Consider the following 23243-nt stretch of genomic DNA (forward strand, 5'->3'; position numbering starts at 1 on the left):
AGGGCGATGGCAGCAGGACCGATACGCGAGAACAACCGCAAGATCACGCTCACCGCAGACCAGGCGCTGCAAGCCCTGGCGCAGCTGGAGTTCATCATGCTGTCGTTGCACCGCATGGGCAGCCATTACGTGGACAAGCCCGTGGCGGACTACCAGCGCGCAACCACCGACTTCATCGACAACGAGCGCGTCACCGGGCGTTTGGCGCAGGTGCGCAGGATCCTCACCGAGCCCTTCGACCTGACCCTGGGCGAGGACGACATGGATGACATCGAGCGGCATCTGCAAGGTATCAAGCCCTGGCGCCCGGACTAGGGTCGAGCCCCACCGACTTTTTTGCAGGATCAGAGTATGTCCAGAATCAGTATCGCCTTGATGGCCCCCAGCACCGACCTGGCGCTGGTGAAATTTCTCCACCAGCGCCTGGGCATGTCGTTGCGCATCGCCCGGGAGCACTTGGGACAGGGGCCCCAGGGGGTGTTCTACAGCGCCTGGCTGTTCCACAACGACCATGTGCAGCGCGAGCAAGAAGTGCGCGACATCCTGGCGTTCTTCGGCGCCGCCCAGTTGCCCTTGCGGGTGCTGGAGTGCATCTCGGACCCGGACCAGGCCGGCCCCGTTGGCCTGGACGACGAGCAGATCGATGAGCAACTGCTACTCAACTTGCTGGAGGCCAGCGAGGGCTGCTTCCAGTGACGCTGCCCAGGCACGCCCCTGCAAGTGCAAGGGCTGGAGGCTTGGTTAGCGCTGGCTCGACCAGTACTGGTGCAATTGGCGGGCGGCGGGTTCGATGCTCGCCACCTGCTGCTGGTGCCGGGGGATGTCTAGGTCTGCCGGTAGTTCGAAGTTGTCCTGTTCGGCGCAGTCGATGATGGTCTGCAACAGGGCGATCTGTGGTGCCGGCAGGGTGGGCCAGTTGCCTACCGCCACTCCACGCAGGTAGCCGAAGCACCATTCCTCGGCCAGCAACAGGTTCTGCCCCTGGTGCTCGGTTTCCTCGAAGCGGGCCTTGAAGCCCCCGGCCTCGGTCTCGAGTTGCTCAGCCAGGCTGTTGATGTGGCGCACGCACAGGTCGATGAATTGCCGGCATTCCTGCGGGGTTTCCCAGGCCGGGTTCTCGCCGCCCCAGATCGCCGGGAACCATTCGGCGATATCCACCTGGGCCGGGCCCGAGACCAGGGCGGTGAAGTAGCCGTCCAGCTCGCAGGGGTTGAGCACCGAGTGGTCGTCGCCGTACTTGAGCAGGGTGTCTTCGATCGCCTCGAAGTCGGCGGCGTTCAGAGGGGTGTTTTGCATGATGGGCATTCCAGGAAAAAACAGCGGCGATTTTCAAGCCTTGGCGCCACGGCTGCAAGCGCCTAGGCCCCTTAAGTGCCGCGCAGCAGGTCTTGGGAATCGAGCAGGCGATAGGCGATTTCCGGGCGCTCTTCCATGGCTCGACGAATCGCGGCGGGAATGTTCTGGCGGGTCTTGCGGCACAGCCCCGGATGCTCGGCCAGGACGATGGTGATGCCGCGCATGCTGCGCACTTCATTGTCGCTGGGAGTGATCTCCAGGCGAATGCCCAGTTGCTGGTACATCCGCTGTTGCATGTGCTCCAGGTCGGCCAGGTCCTTGAGGTTCTCCAGGCGCTCGACCAGGCGCTTTTCTTCCTGGCGCGTGAGATTGAGGATGCGCAGGTCGGCCCCGGGGGTGTCCAGCAACTGCTCGCGCTCGCAGACACAAGCGCCAGGCGGACAAGGTTGGCGGATGGCGATGCTGGGATTCATGGTGATCCATCATAGCGATCTGGCCAGGGCTTTCAGAGAAAAATCTGCGTCCCGCAACCACCTTCGGCAGGCATGTGCCGGGCAACCAGGACGGGGAGGGAACCCTCGCACCGCAAGGCTGCGGTGCAGAGGGGGGGGAACACAAGGAACGTGCGCGAAGGACTATAGCCCTGGCTCCTGTGGCCAGTCGATTAGCACAAATGGGCTAGTGCCCACTGCCATCGACCCCTGTGGCCGCTTGGAAACAAGGCATGGCTGGCTTGATGCGGATCAAGGTTGCAGCCGGTACGAGGTTTTATCTTGCAGGTCTCTTCCCTGATATCGGGAGCTGTCATGGCCAAGCCTTTTCCTCTTTCCCCCAAGCACCCCGAGCGCATCTGCTGGGGGTGTGACCGTTATTGCGCCGCCAATGCCCTGGCCTGCGGCAATGGTTCCGATCGCACCATGCACCCGGCCGAGATGCTTGGCGAGGATTGGTACCTGCATGGCGACTGGGGCTTTGCGCCTCCCACCGACAGTGAGCCGGCAAGTCCCGGGAAAGACCCGCAGTGAGCCGCTAGGCTGACGCCTGATTTATTTTACCCGGGTATATTGTTTATTTTTTTATTACCCGGGTATTATTTGGCCTCCTTTCATGAGGCCGTCACCATGTCCGATCCATTGCACAAACCCGTCACCGCGTTCCAGGACCAGCGCTTGCTGGCCCACGGCCCATTGGTCGAGGTCGCCCGGACCGTCCAGCAAGCCAGCCGGGAGGGTGTAGCCCACGGGCTGCTGGTGTTCGATGACGCCTCGGGTCGGCTGATCGACCTGGATCTGCGTGGCAGTGCGGACGATCTGTTGCAACGCCTGGCAGCCACCCCGCCACCCGGCCGGGGCCGGTATCGCCCGGCCGCCAACCCCGACGCGCAAGCCGTGCCAGAAGCGGAAACCGTTCGCGGCCGCGGCCGGCCCAAGTTGGGGGTCATCGCGCGCGAGGTGACTCTGCTCCCGCGTCAGTGGGACTGGCTGGCCAGCCAGCCCGGCGGCGCCTCGGCGGTGTTGCGGCGGCTGGTGGACGATGCCCAGCGCCATCCCGACCCTCGGCAACAACGGCGCCAGGCCCAGGAAGCGGCCTATCAATTCATGCTGGCACTGGGCGGGGACCTTCCGGGCTACGAGGAAGCGACACGGGCCCTGTTCGCCGATGACCTGGAGCGCTTGCGCCAGCAGCTCCAGCCTTGGCCCGAGGCGATCCGTGCCTACGCCCTGCGCCTGGCAGGCGCAGAGGTGGACGAAGGAGCCGGGCAATGATTTCGCCGAGCTGCCCGGCACTGCAACGTACCCCGGTCAATGGCATCGAGCTGGCCTGGGACAGCCATGGCGACGAGGCGGGCGAAACGATCCTGTTGATCGCTGGCCTCGGCACCCAGATGGTCCGTTGGCCGTTGGCGTTCTGCCAGGACCTGGCGGCCCGAGGGTTCCGGGTGATTCGCTTCGACAACCGCGACGTCGGCGCTTCGACGCACCTGGTCGAGGCCGGTGTTCCGGACCTCGCGGCCCTGATGGCCGGTCACCCGTTGGCCTTGCCCTACAGCCTGCACGACATGGCCACCGATGCCCTGGGCCTGCTGGACTGCCTGGGCATCCAGCAGGCCCACCTGGTGGGGCGCTCCATGGGCGGGGTGATCGCCCAGGTGCTGGCCAGCGAACACCCGCGACGGGTGCGCTCGCTGACCTCGATCATGGCCAGCAGCGGCAACCCGGCCTTGCCGCCCCCTGCGCCGCAGGTCATGGCCTTGCTGACCGCTCCGGCGGCCGACCCGGCGACCGACCTGGAGGGCCATGTCACCCAGCGCCTGGCCCTGGCCCGGCGTATCGCCGGCACCGTCCAGGCGTTCGACGCCCAGGCCCAGCGCGCGTTGGTGCTGGAGGAGTTGCGCCGGGGCTGGAATCCCGCAGGCTTCATGCGCCAGTTGGCGGCCTTGGCCTGTGCCGGCGATCGCCGGGCTCGGCTGGCCAGCATCCAGGCGCCGACCCTGGTGGTGCATGGCAGTGAAGACCCGCTGATACCTGCGGCCTGTGGCGAGGACACCGCACGTTCGATCCCCGGTGCCGAGTGGTTGCTGATCCCGGGCATGGGCCATGACTTGCCACCGGCCTGCCAGCCATCGGTGCTGGCCGCCATCGAGCGCACGGCGCGGCGGTGCTAGGGGCGACCGGTTGTGTGGTGCCCTGGCGCTCTTTTATATTGCCCGTTGCTCCGTCACCAAGCCCAGCCCAAGGTGCACCGCCGATGAACCTCGCGACCCTGGTTTTATTCCTGCCTGCCTGTTTCGCCCTGAACATGGCGCCTGGCCCCAACAACCTGCTGTCGGTGAAGAACGCCACCACCTATGGCTTTCGGGTTTCGTGCCTGGCCGGGGTAGGGCGCTTGCTGGCCTTCATGCTGATGATCGGCCTGGCCTCGGTGGGGCTGGCGGCGGTGCTGCAGGCCTCGGAGCTGCTGTTTCACGGGATCAAGATTCTTGGCGCGGGCTACCTGCTGTACCTGGCGTATCAGCTATGGACGGCCGATACCCGCACCGTGGCCGATGGGGAGCGAGCCGCAGCCGGGCTCCAGGGCCTGGCCCGGCAGGAGTTTTTGATCGCTATCGGCAATCCCAAGGCCATCCTGATCTTCACCGCATTCCTGCCGCAGTTCGTCGATCCCGCCGCGCCGGTAACGGGGCAGTTCCTGATGCTGGGAGGCTTGTTCCTGGCACTGGAGTGCGTGGCGATCATGGCCTATGCCGGCATGGGCCTGCACATGCGCCGCTGGTTCGGCCAACCCGCCGGACGCCGCGTGTTCAACCGTGGTTGCGCGCTCTTGCTGTCGGGCGCGGCCTCGCTCCTGCTGTTGGCACGGCGGGCCTGATCGACGATAGGGACCTGCTCAGTCCCAGCTAAGTTTCACTGCGTATCTTCTCCTCTACACACATTCAGTGCAGACCAGGAGAGGCTAGCCGCACATGAATCACGCAAGAGCCGGATGGCTCAACAAAGTACCTGAGGTGACCCTGTCGTTCTGGGTCATCAAGATCCTGTCGACGACAGTGGGGGAGACCGGGGCCGATTTCCTGGCCGTCGATGCCGGTTTCGGTGCCGGCTGGACCAGCATCGGCATGGCGCTGCTACTGGCCTGCGCCTTGTTCCTGCAGATGCGCAAAAGCGCCTATTCGCCCTGGATCTATTGGTTGACCGTGGTCTTGGTCAGCATCGTCGGGACGCAGATCACCGACATCATGACCGACAGGCTCGATATCAGCCTGTACACCAGCACCGCGGTGTTCTCGGCGCTGTTGGCGATCAATTTCCTGCTCTGGTTCAAGGTGGAGCGCAACCTGTCGATCCGCGAAATCGACACCCCGCGGCGCGAGTGTTTCTACTGGTCAACGGTGCTCTGCACCTTTGCCCTGGGTACCGCCACCGGCGACTTGGCTACCGAAGCGCTGGGGCTGGGGTTCACGCTCGGCGCGATGATCTTCGCCGCACTGATCGCCGCAACCCTGGTGGCCTGGCGCCTGGGGGCCAGTACGGTCCTGACGTTCTGGGTCGCCTACATCCTTACCCGGCCGTTCGGCGCGTCCCTCGGTGACTTGCTGACCCAGGCCAAGCAATACGGCGGCCTGGGCCTGGGAGCACCCTGGACCAGCGCCATCTTCCTGACGGTCATCGTCCTGTTGGTGGCGGTCGCGCAAATCACCCTCAGCCACCGTAGAACCGTCACCCCGTAGCCCTTCGGGCACCTATCAAGGAATCAACATGCGCTCTTTGCGATTTGCCTTTAACCGCGTCGTACTCGTCTGCTCCATCGTCTTGCTGGGCAGCCTGGCCGGTTGCTCGAAACCCGGGGACAAGCCCGCGACCGCCACGCCGACCGTCTCTTCAAGTGCCTCGGCCCAGGCGGGCTCGAAGCTCGGGGACTTGAGCGAGTTCCGCAGCATTGCCGCCCAGGTCAGTACCCTGGTCGAGCATAACGACCTGTCTGCCGCCAAGACCCGGATCAAGGACCTGGAAACCTCCTGGGACTCCGCCGAAGCCGGCATCAAGCCGCGTGCCGCCAGCGATTGGCATGTGCTGGACAAGGCCATCGACCGCGCCCTCGATGCCCTGCGCGCCAGCTCGCCGCAGCAGGGCGCCTGCAAGGCCGCGATGGATGATTTGCTCAAGGCCTTCGACTCGATGAAAGACTCGCGGTGACCCTCCAGGGACCGGGGACAACCACCGGTCCAGATGCTTCAATACAGGCGCGACGGTCATGACCGCCGCGCCTTTTTCTATCGGAGCGCCGCATGCGGATTCTGTTGGTCGAAGATGATCTGATGATTGGCGATGCCATAAAGGGCGCGCTCAACGATGCCAGCTACGCCACCGACTGGGTGAAGAACGGGCCGCACGCACTGGCGGCGCTGGGCACCCAGGCCTATGACCTGGTGCTGCTCGACCTTGGCCTGCCCGGCCAGGACGGGCTGGATGTGCTCGATGACATTCGCGCCGGCGACAATCCGGTGCCGCTGCTGATCATCACGGCACGCGATGCCCTGGATGATCGCTTGCGCGGCCTGGATGCGGGCGCCGACGACTTTTTGCTCAAGCCCTTCGCCATGGCCGAGTTGCTGGCGCGCATGCGCGCCGTGCTGCGGCGTCGCGGCGGCAGCGCTCAATCCGTACTGGGCAATGGGCAGGTGTCGCTGGACCTGGTCTCCAAGCTGGCCAGCACCGCCGGACAGGCCGACGTCCAGCTGTCCGCCCGCGAGTTCGCGCTGTTGCAGGCCTTGCTGATCCGGCCGGGCGCGATCCTCTCGCGCAGCGAGCTCGAAGACCGGATCTACGGCTGGGGCAATGAAGTGGAAAGCAATGCGGTGGAGTTCCTGATCCATGCCCTGCGGCGCAAGTTGGGAAGCCAGGTCATCAAGAATGTCAGGGGAATGGGATGGATGGTTTCAAAAGGCGCCTGAGGGATTCGGTGCAGCTAAGGCTTAGCGTGGCGTTGTCCCTGGCCATTTTCCTGGTCGCCTTGCTGTCTGGCGCGTTCGCTTTCATCACTGCGCTCGATGAGGCCCACGAAATGCAGGACGAGACCCTGCGCCAGGTGGCGATGCTGTTCGATCGACAGCAGATGACCCTGCGCTATCGCACGGGCGAGCCGATCGCCGGAGACGACGAAGAGTCGCGGGTCATCGTGCAATACCTGGCCGATAGCAGCAAAGCCACCGGCAATGACGACGCCAGCATGCCCTTGCCGTTTCCCACGACACTGGCCGATGGCCTGTCGACGTTGAACATCACCGGCGAACAGTTTCGGGTGCTGGTCCGGACCACGGCCGGGGGCGAGCGCATAGTCGTCGCCCAGGAGATGGACCTGCGGGACAAGGACGCACGTGAAAGCGCCTGGCGCAGCCTGCTGCCATTTCTCATCCTGTTTCCGGTGTTGCTGCTGGTGGTGAGCGATCTGGTCCGCAAGCTGTTCCGTCCCATCGCCATGCTCTCGGCCGAGATCGACCAGCGCGACAAGCAGGCGCTGCATGCCATCGATGAACACCACCTGCCGACGGAGGTGCGGCCCTTCGTGGTGGCGATCAATCGCTTGCTCAAGCGTGTGGCCCAGGGCATGGAGGTGCAGCGCCGCTTCATCGCCGATGCCGCCCATGAATTGCGTTCACCGATGACTGCGCTCTCCCTGCAGGCGGAGCGTCTGGCCTCCACGCCGATGCCGGCGCCAGCCCGGGAGTGTTTCGAGCCGTTGGCCCAGGGCATCGAGCGCAGCCGCAAACTGATCGAGCAATTGCTCGCCCTGGCGGCTGCCCAGTCCATCGTGCCGCGGGTGCAGGCAGCGGTATCGGTCCATGAAGTCTTTCGGCGGGTCCTGGAGGACTTGCTGCCACTGGCAGAGCACAAGGACATCGACATCGGCGTTGAAAGCACTCGGGATGTGCAGGTCATGATCAACGACATGGATCTGTTCATCCTCGTCAGGAATCTGCTGGACAACGCTATTCGCTTTACTCCCCCAGGCGGGCGCATCGACTTGGCGGTGCAAGCAGGGCTGGAGGGCGTGACCCTCCAGATCAAGGACTCCGGCCCTGGCATCAGCGTCGAGGAGCAAGCATTGGTATTCGAACCGTTCTACCGCAGCCTGGGCACAGGGGAGGTGGGCTCCGGGCTGGGATTGTCGATTGTCAGTGCAATCGCCGAGCGCTCTGGCGCCACTGTCGAGTTGAGTTTTGCGGATGAAGCCACGCGCCGCGGGCTGCGCGTGGCGGTGCGCTTGAAGCCAGCGGCGCCATCGCCTTGATTCAACGGGCCGGGCTGCCCGCATCGGGCGAGCGGCCCCCCTTCCTGGCGAGGAAGAGGGGCTAGGGCTTCAAGTAATGATGAAGTAGGGGTCCCAGGAGCAATAGCCGAGGGTACCGTTGTCCGGACCAACGAGCATGAACGACCAGTTGTACCTGAGGTTGTTGCATTTGTTGACGGCTTGCGCGCTCCAGTAGTAGGTCGTGACCTTTTGTGGGATTGGCTGATCGTGGTAGCTGGCTGGTGGATTGTGGTTGTTGATGACCGGCATTGGGGTATCTGACAAGACGCTGGCATCGATGTTTTTGAGGTAGACCGTTGTATCTACTTTGGGATTGGGGGCCGTCTGTTCGTAGTCGTACAGGACTGCTGCGTAAATCATGTCCTTGCTCAGGGTCGTGGTGCGCCAGTACACATTGTCGCCCTGTTTCATCGTCACCGAGAGTTCGTCGCTGCCTTCGCTGTTGCTGCCGGGGCTGACGTTGCTGCGGGCGGTGTACATGCAGATCACTTGGCTGGAGACGTTGGTCTGCGTACCTGGCAATAAATAGTTGTACAGCGGGGTCGGCTTACTGGGGTCCATGCTCAGTTGTGTCGGAAGAATGCCCTGTGTGCTGTAGTCGAGGATGGTGGCGACATCGATGAGGATCATGATGTCGATGGTATTTTCGTTTCCGCTCATTTTTCCAGCTCCCTGCTGTCAGGCATGGCTAATCAATGTTCATCGCGCGACCACTGAGCATCGCGAGCCAGTGCCGAGGATTCGGAGGGTGGGCTGGATGCACTTCCATGACGTCGCGAGTGGAATCTAGATCGCCGGCCTCCAGAGTCAAATCGGCCGGCTAGAAAAACAGCGGCGCTGGACGAGTGGTTGCTCTCAGAATTATCCTTAATATTCCTATTAATTGGAGTAATAGGTAATATTTGGCGTCCTTCTCCGGAGTCAGGAACCATGTTCAAAGCCTTCTATTCGGTCGATGAAGCCGCCGCGCGCCTGCAACTGCACCCCAAGACCGTGTTGCGCTTCATCCGCGAAGGGCGCCTGCCGGCGACCCGGGTCGGGCGCGCCTACCGTATCGCCCATGCGCGCCTGCAGGTCCTGGCCGGCGAACCGGAGCAGGCACCGGCTCGGGCCGGGCAGGCCAAGGTCACCAGCGTGGTGGACATTCCCGGTGCAAGCATCGAGTTGCAGCAGTACCTGGCGCGTGGTCTGCAGGCAGCCCTGGCGGCCCCGGGGCAGGATGTGGTGCACCTGCAGACCCTGCTCGATCCTACTCAGGACCAGCTCAAGGTGGTGCTGGTGGCTCCCCCGGGCACCGCCGCCGCGCTGCTTGGCCTACTGGACCGACTACTGCAGAACTACGCGCCGTGAGCGGGGTGTACAAGTCGCCAGCGGGCGCCGCCGCGATCCTGGCGCAGTACCGAGAGACCCTTGGGCTGTGGCCGGTGGCTCATTCCCAGGGTTGGATCGACACTGACCTGGGCGACACCTTCGTCATCCGCTCTGGCCCCGAAGATGCGCCGCCCGTGCTGCTGTTGCACGGTTCGCAGAGCAACAGCGCCAGTTGGATGCGCCAGGTCGAGTGTTGGGCGCGGGCTTTTCGCCTCTACGCCGTGGACCTGCCGGGGGAAGCCGGCCTGAGCGCTGCCGTTCGCCCAGCCTTGGACGGCGACGCCCACGCCCGTTGGCTGGAACAGGTGCTGGATGGATTGGGGCTGGCGCGGGCAAGCCTGGTCGGTGTGTCCCTGGGGGGCTGGGTGGCCCTGGATTTTGCCCTGCGCCGACCCAGGCGGGTCGCGGCCCTGGCTTTGCTCGGGCCTTCCGGAATCGGCCGGCAGAAAGCCTTTTTGTTGCGGGCCGCGCCCTGGCTGTTGCTGGGACGCTGGGGCCGGCGTCGGGTGCGGGATATGGTGTTGGGCCCGTTGCCCCGCCAGTTGCCGCCGGCAGAGCAGGCCCTGGTGCGACTGATCGAGGTGATCGACCAGCATTTTCTGCCGCGCCTGGCGCGCATTCCACGTTTCAGCGATGCCCAGTTGCAAGGCCTGGCGATACCGTTGCTGGTGATACTCGGCGGGCGCGATGTGTTGCTGGACAGCCTCGACAGCCAGCGCCGCCTGCAACGTTGCGTGCCACGGGCGCAGGTCCGCCTGCTGGTCGACAAGCCGCACTATGTGGGCGACCAGAGCCTGCCGGTGCTGGCCTTTCTAAACGCCGCGCTGGAGGACTCCAATGGAGCGCTTTGAGCGGCGGACACTGGCCGGGCAAGAGGTGTTGCTGGCAGCCGAGGCAGGGCCGTTGCTGGATAGCGAAGCGGCGGCGCTGCAACTGATCGGTGCGGCCTGGGAGCTGGGCGGGCGCTGGATCGTCTGGCCCGTCGAGCGCTTGCCCCAGGCCTTCTTCGATCTGCAAAGCCGGCTGGCCGGCAGTCTGGTGCAGAAGCTGTTGAACTACGGCCTGAGGTTCGCCGTGCTGGGCGATATCCAACCCTGGCTGGCGCGTAGTCGGGCGCTGCGCGACCTGGTGTATGAGACCGATCGTGGTGGCGATTGGTGCTTCGTCCACGATCTGGCGGCCCTGGAACGGCGTTTGCGAGGTGAGCCGGTCCAGCGCCATTAGCCATTAGCATCGTTGGCCATTGGCATCGTTGGCCAGTACGACGCTGCCAACCAACATCGCGCCGGGCCGGCGGTTTATCATGGGCTGTCGTCGACCCCGAGCCCGGGTCGGCGGCCTTTCCCTCTCGCCCAGCCCGGAGGCGCCCGCCATGCCCGATTCCTCTGTCATGCCCATCCCCGAATTTCCCGTGTGCCACGCCCGTGGCGGCACCTCCACCGGGCTGATCCTGGCCCGGGAAGACTTGCCCGAGGACGAGGCCCTGGTGGAAGAGCTGCTGCGCCACCTGATGGGCGTGCCCCTGGCTGGCGAGTGGCCGGGCAATAACCAGATCACCGGTCTGGGCCGGGGTGGCCCCACCAGCAACAAGGTGTTCATCGTCGAACGCCACCCCGGCCAGACCCGGATGATCAGCACCCTGGCGCAGTTGGCGGCGGGCAAGAGCGCCATCGACTGGAGCGTCAACTGCGGCAACATGTCGGCGGCCCTGCCGTTGTACGCCTGGCAACGGGGCTGGTTGTTGCCGGAAGTCGATGACGGGCAGATCGAGATCTACAACAGCAACACCCAGACCACCCTGCGCGCGCGCCTGGGCTTCCACGCCGGCCGCTTGCTCAGCGACACGCGGATCCCCGGGGTCAACGGCCAGTTCCCAGGGGTCGACCTGTTCCTCGATGACCCGGTAGGCGCCAAGACCGGGGCGCTGTTTCCCACCGGGCAGCGCGTCGACCTGCTTCACGGTGTCCCGGCCACCTGCATCGATGTGGCGGTGCCCATGGTCATTGTGCGGGCCGCGGACCTGGGCAAGACCGGCCAGGAAACCCCGGCACAGCTGGACGCCGACCCACTGTTCAAGGAGTGCCTGTTGGGGCTGATGGTCGAGGGCGGCCTGCGCATGGGCTTGCGCCGGCGCGACGGTGGCTTGCTGACGGCCGAGGAACTGCGGCGCAGCGAAACCATTCCCAAGATCTGCATCGTCAGCCCGGCCCGCGACGGCGGTGATATCGCCACCCGCTACTTCACCCCGCAGAACGCCCATCCGTCCCTGGCGGTATCCGGCGGTTGCTGCCTGGCGGCGGCCTGCCTGGCCGAGGGCACCGTGGCTCAGCAACTGCTGACCCAGCCCCGGCAATTGAACGCGACCCGAAGCGAGTATGCGCTGGCCATCGAAAACCCCGCGGGCATCCTCGAGACCCTGATCAGCGCCCGCGTGCATGGCGGCGAGCTGTCGATCGATGGCGCTGCCTATCGGCGCAGCGCACAGATCCTGCTGCAAGGCCGTACCCCGCTGTACAACGCCTCCCCGGAACTGCTCCAGGCGCTTCTGTAGTGGGTTACACGGTCGATCTCTGAAAGTCCTGCGCACGTGCGCGTAGCGGCCGTCAGGATTCGGGCAGGAAGGGTGGCACCCGTTGCTGCAGCAGCAGGATCAGTTGCGGGTCCATGAACTCGTAGTCATCGGGAATGTTCAGGCACACCACCTGTTGCTTGTGCAGGTGCTGCTTGAAGCGCTTGCGCAGTTTTTCCCGGTGCCGGGTTTCCATCACCAGGATCAGCCCGGCCCATTGCACCAGCTCCGGGCCCAGGGGCACCTGGGCATCGTGGTTGAGCCCGGCGGACGCGGTGACGATCCCCGGCCAATCGGCGAACACCTGTTCGGCGGTGGGGCTGCGCAGCTTGTTCTGGCTGCAGACGAACAACACATTGAGCATTCTGCCGGGTTCCCTGGCTGATGGTGCCGCCGTGATGGCGGGCGAGGGCAGAGAGTTTTCGCGGCTTCGGCCCGCTTGTCCAGCGCTGGTGCGCTCGGTCAGGCCGATTTGCCGGCAGGCTGCGGCCCCGGGCAAACTGTCGCGTCTTTCCAGCTGGGACCTGTCGCTTTCATGTCCGCATCCTTGTTCACTTCCCCGCACCTGGGCCTGGCCCTGCGCCGCTGGCGCCTGCTGCACCGGGTCAAGCAACAGCACGCCGCCGAGCTGTTCGGGGTGGCGCAGTCGAGCATTTCCCGCTGGGAAAACGGCCAGCAAGCCATGGAACCCAGCGAGCGCGCCAAGCTGGAGCAACTGCTGGCGGCCAACCTCAGCGTCGCCGCCGACCAGGCCCTGGCCCGGTTGGTGAACGACAGCCCGCGGGCGGTGCATTTGGTCTGCGACCTGACCCACCGCCTGCTGGCCTGCTCGCCGACCCGTGCCGGGGAGTTCGGCGTGCCCTTGAGCGAGTTGCTGGGGCAATCCTTGTGGGGCTTTTGCACCGAGGAAATCGTGCGCAAGGAGAGGGCCCTCGACGATCTTGGCTGGCGCGAAGTGCTGGCGCCTCCGGCGCTGGAGTTCTTCAGCGGGCACAACGATTCGGCCATCGTGCCCATCGCGGCCAGCCAGTGCCGCTGGACCCGCCTGAGCCTGTCCGACGGCAACGCGGTGCGGCTGGTGGAAACCCTCTGACTCCAGGCTGCTCCGGCGCCACGGATATTTTATCCGTGGCCTGTCGAATCCGAGCCGGCTAGGCTGGGTTGTCATTTCATTCAGGTTTAGCCATGAACGATCAACTCCTCGGCGGTCGCCTCGAATTCCTGCGTCAGGCGGAGCGCCTCAAGGACGTACTGCGCAGTGCCCACACCTCCAGCGGTCGCCAGGAAAGCACCGCCGAGCACAGCTGGCGCCTGTGCCTGATGGCCTTGCTGCTGGAAGACCAGCTGGGCGAACTGGACCTTTTGCAAGTGCTCAAGCTGTGCATCGTCCACGATTTGGGCGAAGCCCTCCATGGCGACATCCCGGCGGTGCAGCAAGCGGCCCACCCGGACAAGGGCCAGCAGGAACGCGAAGACCTGCAGACCCTCGCCAGGTGCCTCGATGCCCCGGCCCGCCAGCGCCTGCTGGCCCTGTGGGACGAATACGAGAATGCCAGCTCGGCCGAGGCCCGGGCGGTCAAGGCCCTGGATAAGCTGGAGACCCTGGTGCAGCACAACCAGGGGCGCAACCCGGCGGATTTCGATTACCGCTTCAACCTCGACTACGGCCGCCGCTACACTAGCGCCACGCCGCTGTTCCGGGCCCTGCGCGAGCAGATCGACCACGACACGCGGCGCCACATCGACGCGGCCGGCTGAGCCAGCCAACACCCTGTGCCTGCCCCTGGCGGTTGAGGGGCGATCGAGGCACGTAGGCGTGGTGGCGTGGCAACCCCTTACGGCCCTGGCCACAGGCCCACCGGCGGCGCGACGTTGCCCAGCAGCTCCAGGGCCTTGCTGCGTCGGCGCTGTGCCAACTGGCGCTCGGCGACCTCGCGCTCATGCTCGCCGACGAGCATCGCATGGATATCGGCAACGCCGCGTATGACGCCTCGGGAGCCCCAGCGGCCTTCGGCGATCTCGGTGGGGAATACCCAGACCCGGGGCGCGATCTCCTCGAACGGGCTGCCTTCGGCCCGGGCGAAGGCCTCGGTGACGGCCCGCACCAGGGTCTTCACCGCCTCGTCGCAGTACTTGCCCTCCGGGACGCTGGGCACCACCCGATAACGAGGCTCGGGCGAGGGGGCGCCAGCCACGAAGACGGCCGCCGGCCGGTGCAGGAACACCACCGAGACGCCCTGCACAAGCGGGTTGTCGAGCGCAAAGCCTTCGGCCTCGATCAACAGGTCGGTGAGTTCCCTGACCAGGCGCGCTTCGGCCTCGGGATGCAGCGCGCCTGCGGGGATGTACGCATCGATCATGGGCATGCTCATAGTGCCTTCGGTGATGGAGAGGCCTGCATCTTGGCGCTGGCGACCGCGGCGCGGCAGTGGCAGGATTGCCACTCTCATTGGCGATTCGGACAGTGCCATGTTGATACGGATCTGGGTCTACGACGGCATTCTCGCCTCAGGGGTCGCCGGCCCCACGGATGTCTTCGCCGCCGCCAACCACCTGGCGGCGCGGGGCGTGGCAGGCGGAGCGCCAGCCGGCCTGAAGTGGTCGGTGGAGTCCCTGGACGGCGCGCCGGTGCGCAGCGCCTCGGGCCGGAGCATCGCCGTGGACGGCAAGATCGACCCCCGCGCACGGGCCGATGCGATCCTTTTGACCGCACCGTTCGTGGCCGACATGGCCGCCTTCATCGGCAACCGGACCTTGGTCCAGGCCCTGGTCGAGGCGCTGCGCCACCAGCATGCCAAGGGCGCCTGGCTGGCGACCTACTGCACCGGCAACTTCCTGCTGGCCGAGGCCGGCCTGCTCGATGGCCGATACGCCACCACCCACTGGGCCCAGGCCGGTGACTTCGCCCGGCGTTATCCGCGGGTGCGCTTGCGCGCCGACGAAATCCTCATCGAACAGGACGGCCTGCTTTGCGGCGGGGCCGTCACGTCCTACCTGAACCTGGCCATCCGCCTGGTGGAAAAACTCGCTGGCACGCCCCTGGCCAGCGCCACCGCCAAGACCCTGCTGATCGAGACCAACCGTATCGGCCAGGCGTCCTACGCCACCTTGCTGGACGAGCGCGGCCACAGCGACAAGCTGGTGGCCCAGGCCCAGCACCGTATGGAAGCGACCCTGGCCCAGGGCTTTCGCCTGCCGGAACTGGCGGCGCACCTGGCCGTCAGCGAACGCACCCTGAACCGCCGCTTCAAGCAGGCCCTGGGCAGCGGCCCCCTGGACTACCTGCAAACCCTGCGGGTGGAAGTGGCCAAGCGCCTGCTGGAGCAGGGCCAGCTCAGCATGGAGCAGACCTGCCAGCAGGTGGGCTACAACGATCTCAGCACCTTTCGCAGCCTGTTCAAGCGCAAGACCGGCCTGTCGCTGGGCGACTACCAGAAGCGTTTCAGGCAGGTGTCAGTACTGGATGGAGGGTGACGAGCGGCTGATGGCAGCTTTGCTCCAGAGCTCTGTTGGAGTGCCCAGGGTTGGCGGTCAAGGGTTTCAGTCTCTGGCCTGCTTATAGCTTCCAGTGCTCCTCGACCAGATAGAGAGGTTTGTCGGCCATCAGTAGCTTGATGGCATCTATGTGTGCTGTGTAGTCCGCCTCGGAGAACTTGGTCCATCGTGGATTGCGCTTTTGCGCGGAGTTGAAGGCTAAGCGTGCCTTACCCAGTGTTGAACGGTTGTTCCATAAGTAACTGCGTAGTCCCTTGAAGAGCTCGAAATCCAGAGGAGGATGGAGCAGGGCAACTCTTGGATGTTGATGGTGGCCGCCGCAGACCAGCATGGTTTTCAAATAGATATTGACTAGTTTATGGGCATGGCCGAAGGAGAATTTGGTTACTCCCAAACGTCTTGCCTCGGTCTCGATCTTCTTCATGAAATTCATTTGCCATTTGTCGACGTCCTGTTCGATATGTTCTGGCCCGGTTACTTGGGCTAGCCCACTGCTCTCTATGAGATTAAAAGCCAAGACGTTGCCTCCACCGCTCAGGCCGCGACCGTATGCGGAGGCTGCGCACCACTTGGCATAGAGGTGTTTGTGTTTCTCTATGGAGTATTCGTCCGTAGCTGAGCTCACGTGGTTTTTCCCGTTAACATTTGAACTGTCCCTTGTTCGGTGGTCTTTGTAATTCACCTACTTTGAGGCTTCAGCTCTTGGTGATGGCTGCCATTTGCAGTCGGGAGCTTTCGACCCCAGGCGAGTGCTATAGCGCTCTGAAATTCTTATGTGTGCAACGTTGATCGAACCGGCCAGTTCGCCAGCTTACGTGTAGGGTGTCACCCGCTTCGCCAAGCTGTTGCGATTGACCTCAATCTCATCCCGGACAGCCTTGCCGCGATAGACCATGGAGGTTTCATGGCGCACGAAGTCTCCCTCGCGTTGGGCGCTCAGCCAATTGAATGAGCCTACACATAGCAATTCCTGATCAGCCATCAATAGTTTGCTGTGTACCTTTTTCACCACGCGCACCTGAATGGCCTGAGCCTTGAGTTCGGCTAGCACTGACTGGAACTGCTGCACTTTCTTGGGATCTCCGCCGGGATTCGAGGGAGTGGGCTCGGTATTGAGCAGCAGGTCAGTGTAGACCTCCACCTGTACTCCACGCTGTACCGTATCGCGCATGTGCGCCAAAGCACCGGTGCTGTGCAGGCAACGCAGCCGGACCCAGGGCGTAACGATCTGCACCTGCTGGCGTGCTGTCCGTAATGTCTGTGCCAGGAATGCGTCGTGTTCTACCCATTCATGTAGATGACTCAGGCCAGTACCAAGATCCTCTCTGGGCTGGTAGGCGAACTGCAACTCATTGGTTGGGTTCGCCAACAGGAACTGAGCTAGCAATCCACGTGGCTTTCCAGGTGGCACCTGGCTGAACAGGTCCATGTCGCCAAACACCAGAAAACTGTCTTTGGCTCGGGAAACCGCCACATTGAGCATGCTCTCCCGACGATCGATGAAGCCACCGTCGTCGTGTTTGGAATACACCGCCGAAAAAATCACCACTGGCCGTTCGGCACCCTGGAACGAATGCACCGTGCCCACGGTGATTTCACTTGCGCCCTTGCCTGCGCGGATACCAAGGGCTGCGCAGGCTTGCGCGATGGTGGCCGCTTGAGCACTGAAAGGCGTAATCACCCCGACGATCTCGCACAACTCCTTGTTGCCGTAACGTTGCCTGAGCTGGGCTTCATTGGCCTGAATCCAGGCGGCGATGGTTTGTGCCTCGAGCAGGTTCTCGCGGCTGCCCTGATTGTTCTGTCGGCAGAGACCGTCGATATGCAAGTAGCCGAGTCCGGGTAGTCCGCCGGCAGGTTTCTGCCCCCGACGTGGCTGCAGCTTGCCCTTGTAGCAAAGGGCGTTGCAGAAGGCGATGATCGAGTCGTAGCAACGGCGGTGCTCATACAGGTACATGCCGCGCGCAAGCTCAGGGTCGTAGTGGTAGCGGCTGGCACTTTGGGCTACAGCCATGACACTGCCGCTGGCCGCGCTGTGGCCTCCGTTGCAGAAAGCTGCATAGCCTTGTTTTACCTGGCTTCGATCCACCAGTCCGGCGCTGGCCAGGTTGCCGATATCCACGCTGGCCGGGATCGACCATATTGGCTCGATCTGCTGGGTATCGCCGATTACCAATGCCTGCCTGGCGAGGGCAAACGATGGGGCAGCCACTTCGGGCAGGACCTGGCCAGCTTCATCGACGATCAACAGATCGATGAAATCAACCAGGTAATCATCGACGAAGTCGCCATTCTCGTGACGTTTGCACAGTAGTTCCGCCGGCAAGCGGAAGAAGGTCGCGACCACGCAGGGTGTTAGCTTCATCCATCGCCGCCAGTTGCCGGCAATGGTCTTCGCGCCGTTCTTGCCTCTTCGCTTGAGAATCGCCGGAAGGTCTTCGGCAAGCTCCATCAGCCAGCGACCCTCCCAGTAGTGGGTGGTCAGGAGGAAGATTTCGAAACGCACAGAGGTGTCGGCCCAGGCATCGCATTCGGCAAGAGTGACCTGCGCTGCTGGCTTTTCACTGGCTTGCGCCAGTACAGCGATCTTCACCCGCCATGTCGCCAGTTCGCGTTGCTCTGTGGCCAGCAATTGTTGGCCGAGGCGTAGACGTGTTTCACGTTCGGCAAGGGTGGCAAGCGCAACGGCCTCGGCAGACGTCAGGTAGTTTTCGATCTCAGCGATACTTGTAGCGCCTTGGAGTAACGGGTCGGTCTCGGCCAATTGAAGCTTGGCCAGGCGCAACCGCTTGGCGGCCACCGGTCCGATCCAGTTGAACAAGGTATAGAACAGTGATTCGTGGGCTAGGTAATGCCGAAAGTTTTTCAAGCGCTGTTGTGCGGCACAGAGCTGCTGACGCTGCTCATCGCAGGAGAGTTCGCGTTGCGCAATCGTAGCTTGGGGAGTGGGTCCAAGCTCCATCATAACGGCCTCCCGCGCCGCAACCAGAGCGGGCCATGCCTGCTCGATACCGAGCAGTTGCTGGTGGCGGACTTGGATCTGTTCACGCAACCGTTCGACCACATCGCGCACACCAGGCTCTTGGGCGTCGGGAAAGGCCTCGATAGCCTTTGTCAGGTATTGGGCTTGGGCCTGTTCGAGATACGCCGGTGATTCCAGGCCGGTGAGAAAGGCCTGGGTCTGATAGGCGTTCGACATATCCTTTTCGGCTGAAGCCTTGGGGAAATACGCACCGAAGCTCTTGATCTCTGGCAGCCAGCGCCCGGCGAGCGGGCCGCAGCCGTGAGCGAAGTCCTTGCCGAAGGCGGCGATGATATTGGTGACGGCTTGGTTGTTAGTGGAGCTGGCGACGATTACTGGCGGATCGCCACCGGCCAGCGCTGCTCGAGCCCACAAGGAAGCTACCACTGACAGGACCAAGGTGGTCTTGCCCGTACCGGGAGGGCCATTGACGGCTAATACATCGCCTGCCTCGCCAACCAGCAAATGGGTCAAGGCGTCCCGCTGGGCCGAAGCCAGAGCGTATTCATCGCCAGCGTGGGCAAGACGTACGGCAAAGCCACTGTGTGGTGCCAGGCAGGGTTCGGTGAGAGAAGGAGTGTGTTGGGCAAAGCGCTCGAACAGCTGTGCCTTGGGTTTTTGGTGGCGCAGGTAGTCGTAGAGACGCACGATGTTTTGGCTGAAACCGCTCGGCTTGTCCTCTTTGAATAACAAGCCGTGGTTGGCGTGCATCAGGCTGTCTTGGTTATGTTTCCAACCATTGCTGACAGTCCGAAGCATTTTCCAGCAAAAGTGCAGGTAGGTTCGCCACTGGGCGTGATGTTCCTCCTCATCCTGCGTCTGTTCTGCAGCCGATGGTTCGAAGCAGGGCACCTCCTTGGTGGACAGGAATGCATCCAGGTCTGCCTGGGTACCAATGGTGAAATTGTCTTGGTCCAGTGGCTCGAGAATGTCGCGGGGAAGGAGTACTCGGGAGGTCGGGTACAGGCGGCCGTCCCTGGTAACCAGTACATCACAGACCAATGGTGTGACCACTGCCGGCATGTCCTTGCGAGCCTTGCCGTGTTCCAGGCGCTGGTAGTACACCAGTGGGCGCAGGGTGACCTTGATCGTGGCAGCCGTTTGCGGCTCACCCATGAACAGCATTTCGGCGAGCTCGACTGGCAGGCGTCCGCTCGACACGTTGCAGTTTGGAACCTCGATGAGTTTTTCGGCTTGGCTGGCGTCCAGTGCGCCGTTGCCGTTCTCTGCGTCGGCCAGAGAGTTTCGCCAGTAGGTGGCGAGTTTCAGTGCGTGTTCGTTCATCGTCCTGATTCAATACAGACCGGCACTTACTGTAGCGGTCGAGGAAAATGTTGTGGTGTATGGCCAAGATCGGCAAGTACCTAGCGTTGCACTAAAACTCTCAATTGCCGAGGCCTTTAGCGTAAAGGCATATTGGCATCATCGCCCCTTGATGGACAATCACTTGCATGATGCTGATGGTTGTCATTACTCGCTCTGGGGTTAGCTGGGCCTGATCGAAACCAGCTAGGCTTCTGGCAGGAGCAATGCAGGGTGCTGGATACCACGCAAGGAGTCGCCAATGACCGCTTTATCCTGGACCCAGGTCAGTGAACAAGCCGGCGAACCATTGGAATTTGGCGCCGCCCATGTGCGTTGTGCCTGGCGTCGACACGTGAACCACTCGCACAAGTTTGCCAGCCTGGAACACGCCTTTACCGGTGCCGATTCGTTGCCGAAACTGCTGCAGAATGTGGACGGCAACCGCAATGCCCGCAACCACAGGGATCGCGGGGCAGCCTTGTTTGCTGCTGTCTGGTACCGCTCAGGGCCGTGGGCGATTCTGTGCGATGCGACGCATGCCACCCTGGTGCCTCGGACCGCAGTCGAGGCGCTTGCGGTCTGCGGGCAACGCGATGACCATTTTACCGAGGCGCTGCGGGCGCTGTTCGCGGCAGCGCCGGCGGAGCTTTTGCGAGTGCTGGACGATTCTTTTTATCGTTTGAATATCACGCGACCTACTGCCTGAAAGTTGAACCTGCCTGCCTATCAACTCGGTTAAATCGCAATCTATTTCAAACTCCGAAGTTGAAAGCGATGGAGATGCGTGGCCTGTTGCCGGGAAAGCGTTGCACCGAATGCAAAAGCCATGAGGGAAACATCAGGAAGGTGCCACTTTCCGGAACTTGGGTGATGCCAAAACCTGCTGCCAAACAGTCCTTGATGCGCATGCGCAGTGCCGGGTTGTAAGTGGAGGCGATCATGCCCCTGGGGTCGATAAACTCCAGATCGCCACCTACTTGCAATTGTTCTTCACGACCGCCGGTGTCGACCCAGTAGACCCCGGACCAGAATGCCCCGGGATGCCCATGCAGTGCATTGGTATGGCCGGCTTGATTGACGTTGACCCAGGCGTTGATCTTCCACTCGAAGTTGGGTTCGACCAGGCCGTATTGTTCGCTGTGCACCGCAGTGAGTTGGCTGGCGAAGTCCTTGGCGAATTGCACCAGGGACTCGCAAGCCGTTCCTCCCCAGAGGTTGAAATCGCTCGCCGATTGCCAGCCGCCGTCGTTGCTGTGCTGCGTGCCGCGCAGGTCCTGGGCCATGCGGCTGTCGATCAGGGCCTTGAGTTGCACATTCAGCGCTTGGGCATCGGGGTGGCGCAGGCTCTCTACCGGCGTGGCGAACAGATGGCGGATATTGATCAGTTGCGGGTCCACGAGGGTGTTGGCAAGAGGCATGTAAATTCCATTTAAAGTACCAGGATGGCTCTGGCTAGTTGCAGGTCCGAGAGTTGCGAGTCTCCCGTTACTTGGCGAATCCTGGCAAATGCCGCTTCAATGCGGACGCCGCGAATATCGCCGTCACTGGCAACGAATGCCGCTGCGTCATCCTTGGCCGCCAGCACGATCTTGTCGTCCTTGAACGAGCCGCTAGTGCCTTTGGACGCACTCATGGTGAGACTGACCGAAATATCGGTGGTCATGATGAAACTGGTGGCGTGGGCATGCATGCTCATCAGGCCGCAAACAACACATAACAGGCGGGGAAAGTTTGGCCGTTTCATTGGATCTACGAAGGTTAAGTTGGGGTTAAATTCGGGGGTGAACCCTACCAACGGGTAACCTTCGGCAACCTCAGGGCTTTTGCTAAAGATTGTTAAAAAGTGCGATGGGCGGGTCTTTTTTAAACTTTGCAGGCAACTTTCAAGTTGCCCTCAACAGCCAGAAATTGATTATCGGAAACCGCCGCAGCGGCGCGGCGAATTAAGTGCCGGATCGCCTATTTTCAGCGCTGTTGGCTGGGTTTTCGCCGCCGCCTCTGCTGGTAGAGCAGCGGCGGGGTGCGGTAGCGGTTTCAGTCGGGGTAGGGGCTATGGCCTGGCGCCCAAGCGCTGCACCTCGGGGAACAGCTGGCCCAGGGTGCGGCGGGCCTGGGCCGCCTCCAGGTAGGCGTAGAGCAGGTCGGTCAGGTCTTCGAAGCCCAGGCGTCGGCCGTCGAGCATGGGATTGCACAGCCACAGGCGGACCCGCATGCCCGCCGCCACGCTCCGGGCGTTGGGCGCGGCCAGGGCCTTGAAGCCGGCCGGGGCCAGTTCCGGCGCGCGCTGGCCGGCGCTCACCGAGAACACCACGGCCAGGCTCAGGTGGCGCTGCTCCAGTTCGAAGGCATCGAAACAGGTCCAGGGCGTGGGTTCGGCGGCGTTGGCGAACTGCAGGCTGCCTGCGCTCAGTGCCAGCACCCGCTGGCCATGGCGCCGGCGCAGGGCCTCCGCCCCCATCAGGCCGGCGAGCCCGGCGCCGAGCAGCAGCGCGCCAGGCCCCCAGAACAACAGCTGGGCCGAGTGCAACTGCCAGGCCGTGGGCAGGCTGGCCAACCAGCCGCCGATGGCCAGCAACAGCACCGAGAGCAGGGCCAGCAGGGCCGCCTGGCCCAGGCAGCGCTCATGAATCTCGCACTGGCCCTGGGGGCCGTCGGCGGCCGCTTGCAGTTGTTCCAGCAGCGCTTCCTTGCCGGCGTTATCCACGGCCTTGCAGCTCATCCAGTTGCTGCTGGGCGTTGGCGGCCTGGCAGTAGGCGTCCAGCAGGGCCGAGATGTCATCGACGCTGAGTTTTTGCCCGGCGCGCATCAGGCCGGCGGAGTGGATGCGGATCTGCGGTTGCGGGTCGCGCAGGGCCACGGCCTGGTTGCCGAACAGCTGGCGCACCGGGCGATGGCTGGGCAGCGGGGCGTCGGCGCGCAAGGTCAGTTGTTGCAGGGTTTGCAGCAGCTCGTCCTTGACCTGGATGTCCACCACGTCGGTGAGGTTGACCGGCGCGCTCAACGGCTCGGCGAACAACTGGCGCCGGGTCAGGCGCATGAAGACCTGCTGGCCGGCGTTGCGGTGCTGCCAGCTGACCACGGCGAACAGCAGGGTCAGGAACAGGCCGCAGAGCAGCAGGCCGGTCTTGCCCTGGTGCAGGCCCAGGGCCAGGGCGCCGAGGGACGCGAGGGTCAGCAACGGGCCGAACACCTGGTAGCGGCGGGTGTTGGTGAACTCGCTCTGCTCGGGCACGCGCTCGATCACCTGTTGCAACTCGGCGATCACCCGCTGGCGCTGGGCGGCCTGGGGATGCTCGGCCATGGGTGGGAGGGTGGAATCGGGGTGTTGGGCATCGGTCATGGGGGAGCCTTGGATCAGGAGAGGGAACAAGCAC

The 23243-nt window shown here is 63.4% G+C and carries 29 protein-coding genes; 18 read left to right on the plus strand and 11 right to left on the minus strand.

All coding sequences use genetic code 11. The features are described from left to right. Window positions 1–6 precede the first annotated feature (6 nt). Both I9018_RS13330 and I9018_RS13335 read left to right on the plus strand, forming a co-directional pair. On the plus strand, window positions 7–315 hold the full coding sequence (locus I9018_RS13330) for a hypothetical protein (protein ID WP_241109726.1): 309 nt from the start codon (window positions 7–9) through the stop codon (window positions 313–315). A gap of 36 nt (window positions 316–351) precedes the next feature. Further along, window positions 352–696: a hypothetical protein gene (locus I9018_RS13335; protein ID WP_124346625.1), complete on the plus strand. Its 345-nt coding sequence runs from the start codon at window positions 352–354 to the stop codon at window positions 694–696. A gap of 45 nt (window positions 697–741) precedes the next feature. Here the strand turns inward: I9018_RS13335 and I9018_RS13340 are convergent, their stop codons facing one another. Together I9018_RS13340 and I9018_RS13345 are read right to left on the minus strand one after the other, a co-directional pair. Beyond that, entirely contained in the window at window positions 742–1296 is a 555-nt protein-coding gene (locus I9018_RS13340; RefSeq protein WP_068583826.1) for a UPF0149 family protein, read from the minus strand. A gap of 71 nt (window positions 1297–1367) precedes the next feature. Further along, window positions 1368–1769 (minus strand): hypothetical protein, encoded by a 402-nt coding sequence (locus I9018_RS13345; protein WP_068583830.1) that lies wholly within the window; start codon window positions 1767–1769, stop codon window positions 1368–1370. Between the two features lie 333 nt (window positions 1770–2102). Here I9018_RS13345 and I9018_RS13350 point away from each other — a divergent pair, with 333 nt between their 5' ends. The 8 genes from I9018_RS13350 to I9018_RS13385 all read left to right on the plus strand — a co-directional run bounded on the left by I9018_RS13350 (window position 2103) and on the right by I9018_RS13385 (window position 8085). Further along, window positions 2103–2321, plus strand: coding sequence for a DUF3079 domain-containing protein (locus I9018_RS13350; protein WP_068583831.1), 219 nt, complete (start codon window positions 2103–2105; stop codon window positions 2319–2321). Window positions 2322–2417: 96 nt separating this feature from the next. Next, complete coding sequence (locus I9018_RS13355) at window positions 2418–3062, plus strand: DUF2239 family protein (protein ID WP_241109727.1); 645 nt, start codon at window positions 2418–2420, stop codon at window positions 3060–3062. Then, complete coding sequence (locus I9018_RS13360; RefSeq protein WP_241109728.1) at window positions 3059–3961, plus strand: alpha/beta hydrolase; 903 nt, start codon at window positions 3059–3061, stop codon at window positions 3959–3961. The genes I9018_RS13355 and I9018_RS13360 overlap by 4 nt, the downstream gene beginning before the upstream one ends. 83 nt (window positions 3962–4044) lie before the next feature. Then, window positions 4045–4665 carry a LysE family translocator gene (locus I9018_RS13365; RefSeq protein WP_068583840.1) on the plus strand — a complete coding sequence of 207 codons (621 nt, stop codon included), beginning with the start codon at window positions 4045–4047 and terminating at the stop codon, window positions 4663–4665. A 94-nt stretch (window positions 4666–4759) separates the two neighbouring features. Then, on the plus strand, window positions 4760–5524 hold the full coding sequence (locus tag I9018_RS13370) for a hypothetical protein (RefSeq protein WP_241109729.1): 765 nt from the start codon (window positions 4760–4762) through the stop codon (window positions 5522–5524). A gap of 28 nt (window positions 5525–5552) precedes the next feature. Further along, a complete protein-coding gene (locus I9018_RS13375) occupies window positions 5553–5990 on the plus strand; it encodes a hypothetical protein (RefSeq protein WP_241109730.1) in 438 nt (145 codons plus the stop codon). Window positions 5991–6082: 92 nt separating this feature from the next. Further along, window positions 6083–6748 (plus strand): response regulator, encoded by a 666-nt coding sequence (locus tag I9018_RS13380; protein ID WP_241109731.1) that lies wholly within the window; start codon window positions 6083–6085, stop codon window positions 6746–6748. Further along, window positions 6724–8085, plus strand: coding sequence for an ATP-binding protein (locus I9018_RS13385; protein ID WP_241109732.1), 1362 nt, complete (start codon window positions 6724–6726; stop codon window positions 8083–8085). Before I9018_RS13380 ends, I9018_RS13385 begins: the two co-directional genes overlap by 25 nt. A gap of 69 nt (window positions 8086–8154) precedes the next feature. Here I9018_RS13385 and I9018_RS13390 read toward each other — a convergent pair whose 3' ends face one another. Continuing rightward, window positions 8155–8766 (minus strand): AidA/PixA family protein, encoded by a 612-nt coding sequence (locus tag I9018_RS13390; protein ID WP_241109733.1) that lies wholly within the window; start codon window positions 8764–8766, stop codon window positions 8155–8157. Window positions 8767–9036: 270 nt separating this feature from the next. Between I9018_RS13390 and I9018_RS13395 the strand changes: the two genes are divergently transcribed. The 4 genes from I9018_RS13395 (at window position 9037) to I9018_RS13410 (ending at window position 12028) form a co-directional block, all read left to right on the plus strand. Continuing rightward, on the plus strand, window positions 9037–9456 hold the full coding sequence (locus I9018_RS13395) for a helix-turn-helix domain-containing protein (RefSeq protein WP_068583854.1): 420 nt from the start codon (window positions 9037–9039) through the stop codon (window positions 9454–9456). After that, window positions 9453–10328, plus strand: a complete 876-nt coding sequence (locus tag I9018_RS13400; protein WP_241109734.1) for an alpha/beta fold hydrolase — start codon at window positions 9453–9455, stop codon at window positions 10326–10328. The genes I9018_RS13395 and I9018_RS13400 overlap by 4 nt, the downstream gene beginning before the upstream one ends. Next, window positions 10315–10701, plus strand: coding sequence for a DUF4180 domain-containing protein (locus tag I9018_RS13405; protein ID WP_068583860.1), 387 nt, complete (start codon window positions 10315–10317; stop codon window positions 10699–10701). The genes I9018_RS13400 and I9018_RS13405 overlap by 14 nt, the downstream gene beginning before the upstream one ends. Window positions 10702–10849: 148 nt before the next feature. After that, the gene (locus tag I9018_RS13410; protein ID WP_241109735.1) at window positions 10850–12028 is read left to right on the plus strand and encodes a PrpF domain-containing protein; all 1179 of its coding nucleotides are present in this window, start codon (window positions 10850–10852) and stop codon (window positions 12026–12028) included. A gap of 52 nt (window positions 12029–12080) precedes the next feature. On the opposite strand, the gene I9018_RS13415 is transcribed toward I9018_RS13410, so the two are convergent. Next, the gene (locus I9018_RS13415; protein ID WP_241109736.1) at window positions 12081–12410 is read right to left on the minus strand and encodes a low molecular weight protein tyrosine phosphatase family protein; all 330 of its coding nucleotides are present in this window, start codon (window positions 12408–12410) and stop codon (window positions 12081–12083) included. A gap of 171 nt (window positions 12411–12581) precedes the next feature. Between I9018_RS13415 and I9018_RS13420 the strand changes: the two genes are divergently transcribed. Together I9018_RS13420 and I9018_RS13425 are read left to right on the plus strand one after the other, a co-directional pair. Then, window positions 12582–13139 carry a helix-turn-helix transcriptional regulator gene (locus tag I9018_RS13420; protein ID WP_241109737.1) on the plus strand — a complete coding sequence of 186 codons (558 nt, stop codon included), beginning with the start codon at window positions 12582–12584 and terminating at the stop codon, window positions 13137–13139. A 92-nt stretch (window positions 13140–13231) separates the two neighbouring features. Beyond that, on the plus strand, window positions 13232–13804 hold the full coding sequence (locus I9018_RS13425) for an HD domain-containing protein (RefSeq protein ID WP_241109738.1): 573 nt from the start codon (window positions 13232–13234) through the stop codon (window positions 13802–13804). A gap of 77 nt (window positions 13805–13881) precedes the next feature. Here I9018_RS13425 and I9018_RS13430 read toward each other — a convergent pair whose 3' ends face one another. Then, window positions 13882–14496, minus strand: coding sequence for a hypothetical protein (locus I9018_RS13430; protein ID WP_241109739.1), 615 nt, complete (start codon window positions 14494–14496; stop codon window positions 13882–13884). 19 nt (window positions 14497–14515) lie between these two features. On the opposite strand from I9018_RS13430, the gene I9018_RS13435 reads away from it, so the two are divergent. Further along, entirely contained in the window at window positions 14516–15520 is a 1005-nt protein-coding gene (locus I9018_RS13435; RefSeq protein WP_241109740.1) for a helix-turn-helix domain-containing protein, read from the plus strand. An 82-nt stretch (window positions 15521–15602) separates the two neighbouring features. Here the strand turns inward: I9018_RS13435 and I9018_RS13440 are convergent, their stop codons facing one another. Next, complete coding sequence (locus I9018_RS13440; protein WP_241109741.1) at window positions 15603–16166, minus strand: hypothetical protein; 564 nt, start codon at window positions 16164–16166, stop codon at window positions 15603–15605. 186 nt (window positions 16167–16352) lie between these two features. Then, window positions 16353–19847 carry an AAA domain-containing protein gene (locus tag I9018_RS13445; RefSeq protein ID WP_241109742.1) on the minus strand — a complete coding sequence of 1165 codons (3495 nt, stop codon included), beginning with the start codon at window positions 19845–19847 and terminating at the stop codon, window positions 16353–16355. Window positions 19848–20127: 280 nt separating this feature from the next. Here I9018_RS13445 and I9018_RS13450 point away from each other — a divergent pair, with 280 nt between their 5' ends. Next, window positions 20128–20574: a hypothetical protein gene (locus I9018_RS13450; protein ID WP_241109743.1), complete on the plus strand. Its 447-nt coding sequence runs from the start codon at window positions 20128–20130 to the stop codon at window positions 20572–20574. A gap of 46 nt (window positions 20575–20620) precedes the next feature. Here I9018_RS13450 and I9018_RS13455 read toward each other — a convergent pair whose 3' ends face one another. From I9018_RS13455 to I9018_RS13470, 4 genes are all read right to left on the minus strand, one after another. Then, window positions 20621–21286, minus strand: coding sequence for a TIGR02466 family protein (locus I9018_RS13455; RefSeq protein WP_241109744.1), 666 nt, complete (start codon window positions 21284–21286; stop codon window positions 20621–20623). A gap of 11 nt (window positions 21287–21297) precedes the next feature. Further along, on the minus strand, window positions 21298–21612 hold the full coding sequence (locus I9018_RS13460) for a DUF2388 domain-containing protein (RefSeq protein ID WP_277398104.1): 315 nt from the start codon (window positions 21610–21612) through the stop codon (window positions 21298–21300). 306 nt (window positions 21613–21918) lie between these two features. Continuing rightward, window positions 21919–22587, minus strand: coding sequence for a hypothetical protein (locus tag I9018_RS13465; RefSeq protein ID WP_241109746.1), 669 nt, complete (start codon window positions 22585–22587; stop codon window positions 21919–21921). Then, window positions 22565–23209: a hypothetical protein gene (locus I9018_RS13470; RefSeq protein WP_085598746.1), complete on the minus strand. Its 645-nt coding sequence runs from the start codon at window positions 23207–23209 to the stop codon at window positions 22565–22567. The genes I9018_RS13465 and I9018_RS13470 overlap by 23 nt, the downstream gene beginning before the upstream one ends. Between the last annotated feature and the right edge of the window lie 34 nt (window positions 23210–23243).

The sequence above is a fragment of the Pseudomonas sp. MPFS genome, assembly GCF_022537035.1.
In the GTDB taxonomy this organism is placed as follows: Bacteria; Pseudomonadota; Gammaproteobacteria; order Pseudomonadales; family Pseudomonadaceae; genus Aquipseudomonas; species Aquipseudomonas sessilinigenes.

What these genes read in the sequence shown, in the direction of transcription:
- I9018_RS13430 (WP_241109739.1), bottom strand. Translation starts at nt 14,496, where the DNA reads ATGAGAGTGGCAATCCTGCCACTGCCGCGCCGCGGTCGCCAGCGCCAA.
- I9018_RS13395 (WP_068583854.1), top strand. Translation starts at nt 9,037, where the DNA reads ATGTTCAAAGCCTTCTATTCGGTCGATGAAGCCGCCGCGCGCCTGCAA.
- I9018_RS13425 (WP_241109738.1), top strand. Translation starts at nt 13,232, where the DNA reads ATGAACGATCAACTCCTCGGCGGTCGCCTCGAATTCCTGCGTCAGGCG.
- I9018_RS13335 (WP_124346625.1), top strand. Translation starts at nt 352, where the DNA reads ATGTCCAGAATCAGTATCGCCTTGATGGCCCCCAGCACCGACCTGGCG.
- I9018_RS13390 (WP_241109733.1), bottom strand. Translation starts at nt 8,766, where the DNA reads ATGAGCGGAAACGAAAATACCATCGACATCATGATCCTCATCGATGTC.
- I9018_RS13470 (WP_085598746.1), bottom strand. Translation starts at nt 23,209, where the DNA reads ATGACCGATGCCCAACACCCCGATTCCACCCTCCCACCCATGGCCGAG.
- I9018_RS13455 (WP_241109744.1), bottom strand. Translation starts at nt 21,286, where the DNA reads ATGCCTCTTGCCAACACCCTCGTGGACCCGCAACTGATCAATATCCGC.
- I9018_RS13465 (WP_241109746.1), bottom strand. Translation starts at nt 22,587, where the DNA reads ATGAGCTGCAAGGCCGTGGATAACGCCGGCAAGGAAGCGCTGCTGGAA.
- I9018_RS13450 (WP_241109743.1), top strand. Translation starts at nt 20,128, where the DNA reads ATGACCGCTTTATCCTGGACCCAGGTCAGTGAACAAGCCGGCGAACCA.
- I9018_RS13345 (WP_068583830.1), bottom strand. Translation starts at nt 1,769, where the DNA reads ATGAATCCCAGCATCGCCATCCGCCAACCTTGTCCGCCTGGCGCTTGT.
- I9018_RS13365 (WP_068583840.1), top strand. Translation starts at nt 4,045, where the DNA reads ATGAACCTCGCGACCCTGGTTTTATTCCTGCCTGCCTGTTTCGCCCTG.
- I9018_RS13415 (WP_241109736.1), bottom strand. Translation starts at nt 12,410, where the DNA reads ATGCTCAATGTGTTGTTCGTCTGCAGCCAGAACAAGCTGCGCAGCCCC.
- I9018_RS13360 (WP_241109728.1), top strand. Translation starts at nt 3,059, where the DNA reads ATGATTTCGCCGAGCTGCCCGGCACTGCAACGTACCCCGGTCAATGGC.
- I9018_RS13420 (WP_241109737.1), top strand. Translation starts at nt 12,582, where the DNA reads ATGTCCGCATCCTTGTTCACTTCCCCGCACCTGGGCCTGGCCCTGCGC.
- I9018_RS13380 (WP_241109731.1), top strand. Translation starts at nt 6,083, where the DNA reads ATGCGGATTCTGTTGGTCGAAGATGATCTGATGATTGGCGATGCCATA.
- I9018_RS13370 (WP_241109729.1), top strand. Translation starts at nt 4,760, where the DNA reads ATGAATCACGCAAGAGCCGGATGGCTCAACAAAGTACCTGAGGTGACC.
- I9018_RS13375 (WP_241109730.1), top strand. Translation starts at nt 5,553, where the DNA reads ATGCGCTCTTTGCGATTTGCCTTTAACCGCGTCGTACTCGTCTGCTCC.
- I9018_RS13435 (WP_241109740.1), top strand. Translation starts at nt 14,516, where the DNA reads ATGTTGATACGGATCTGGGTCTACGACGGCATTCTCGCCTCAGGGGTC.
- I9018_RS13405 (WP_068583860.1), top strand. Translation starts at nt 10,315, where the DNA reads ATGGAGCGCTTTGAGCGGCGGACACTGGCCGGGCAAGAGGTGTTGCTG.
- I9018_RS13460 (WP_277398104.1), bottom strand. Translation starts at nt 21,612, where the DNA reads ATGAAACGGCCAAACTTTCCCCGCCTGTTATGTGTTGTTTGCGGCCTG.
- I9018_RS13330 (WP_241109726.1), top strand. Translation starts at nt 7, where the DNA reads ATGGCAGCAGGACCGATACGCGAGAACAACCGCAAGATCACGCTCACC.
- I9018_RS13350 (WP_068583831.1), top strand. Translation starts at nt 2,103, where the DNA reads ATGGCCAAGCCTTTTCCTCTTTCCCCCAAGCACCCCGAGCGCATCTGC.
- I9018_RS13445 (WP_241109742.1), bottom strand. Translation starts at nt 19,847, where the DNA reads ATGAACGAACACGCACTGAAACTCGCCACCTACTGGCGAAACTCTCTG.
- I9018_RS13385 (WP_241109732.1), top strand. Translation starts at nt 6,724, where the DNA reads ATGGATGGTTTCAAAAGGCGCCTGAGGGATTCGGTGCAGCTAAGGCTT.
- I9018_RS13340 (WP_068583826.1), bottom strand. Translation starts at nt 1,296, where the DNA reads ATGCAAAACACCCCTCTGAACGCCGCCGACTTCGAGGCGATCGAAGAC.
- I9018_RS13410 (WP_241109735.1), top strand. Translation starts at nt 10,850, where the DNA reads ATGCCCGATTCCTCTGTCATGCCCATCCCCGAATTTCCCGTGTGCCAC.
- I9018_RS13355 (WP_241109727.1), top strand. Translation starts at nt 2,418, where the DNA reads ATGTCCGATCCATTGCACAAACCCGTCACCGCGTTCCAGGACCAGCGC.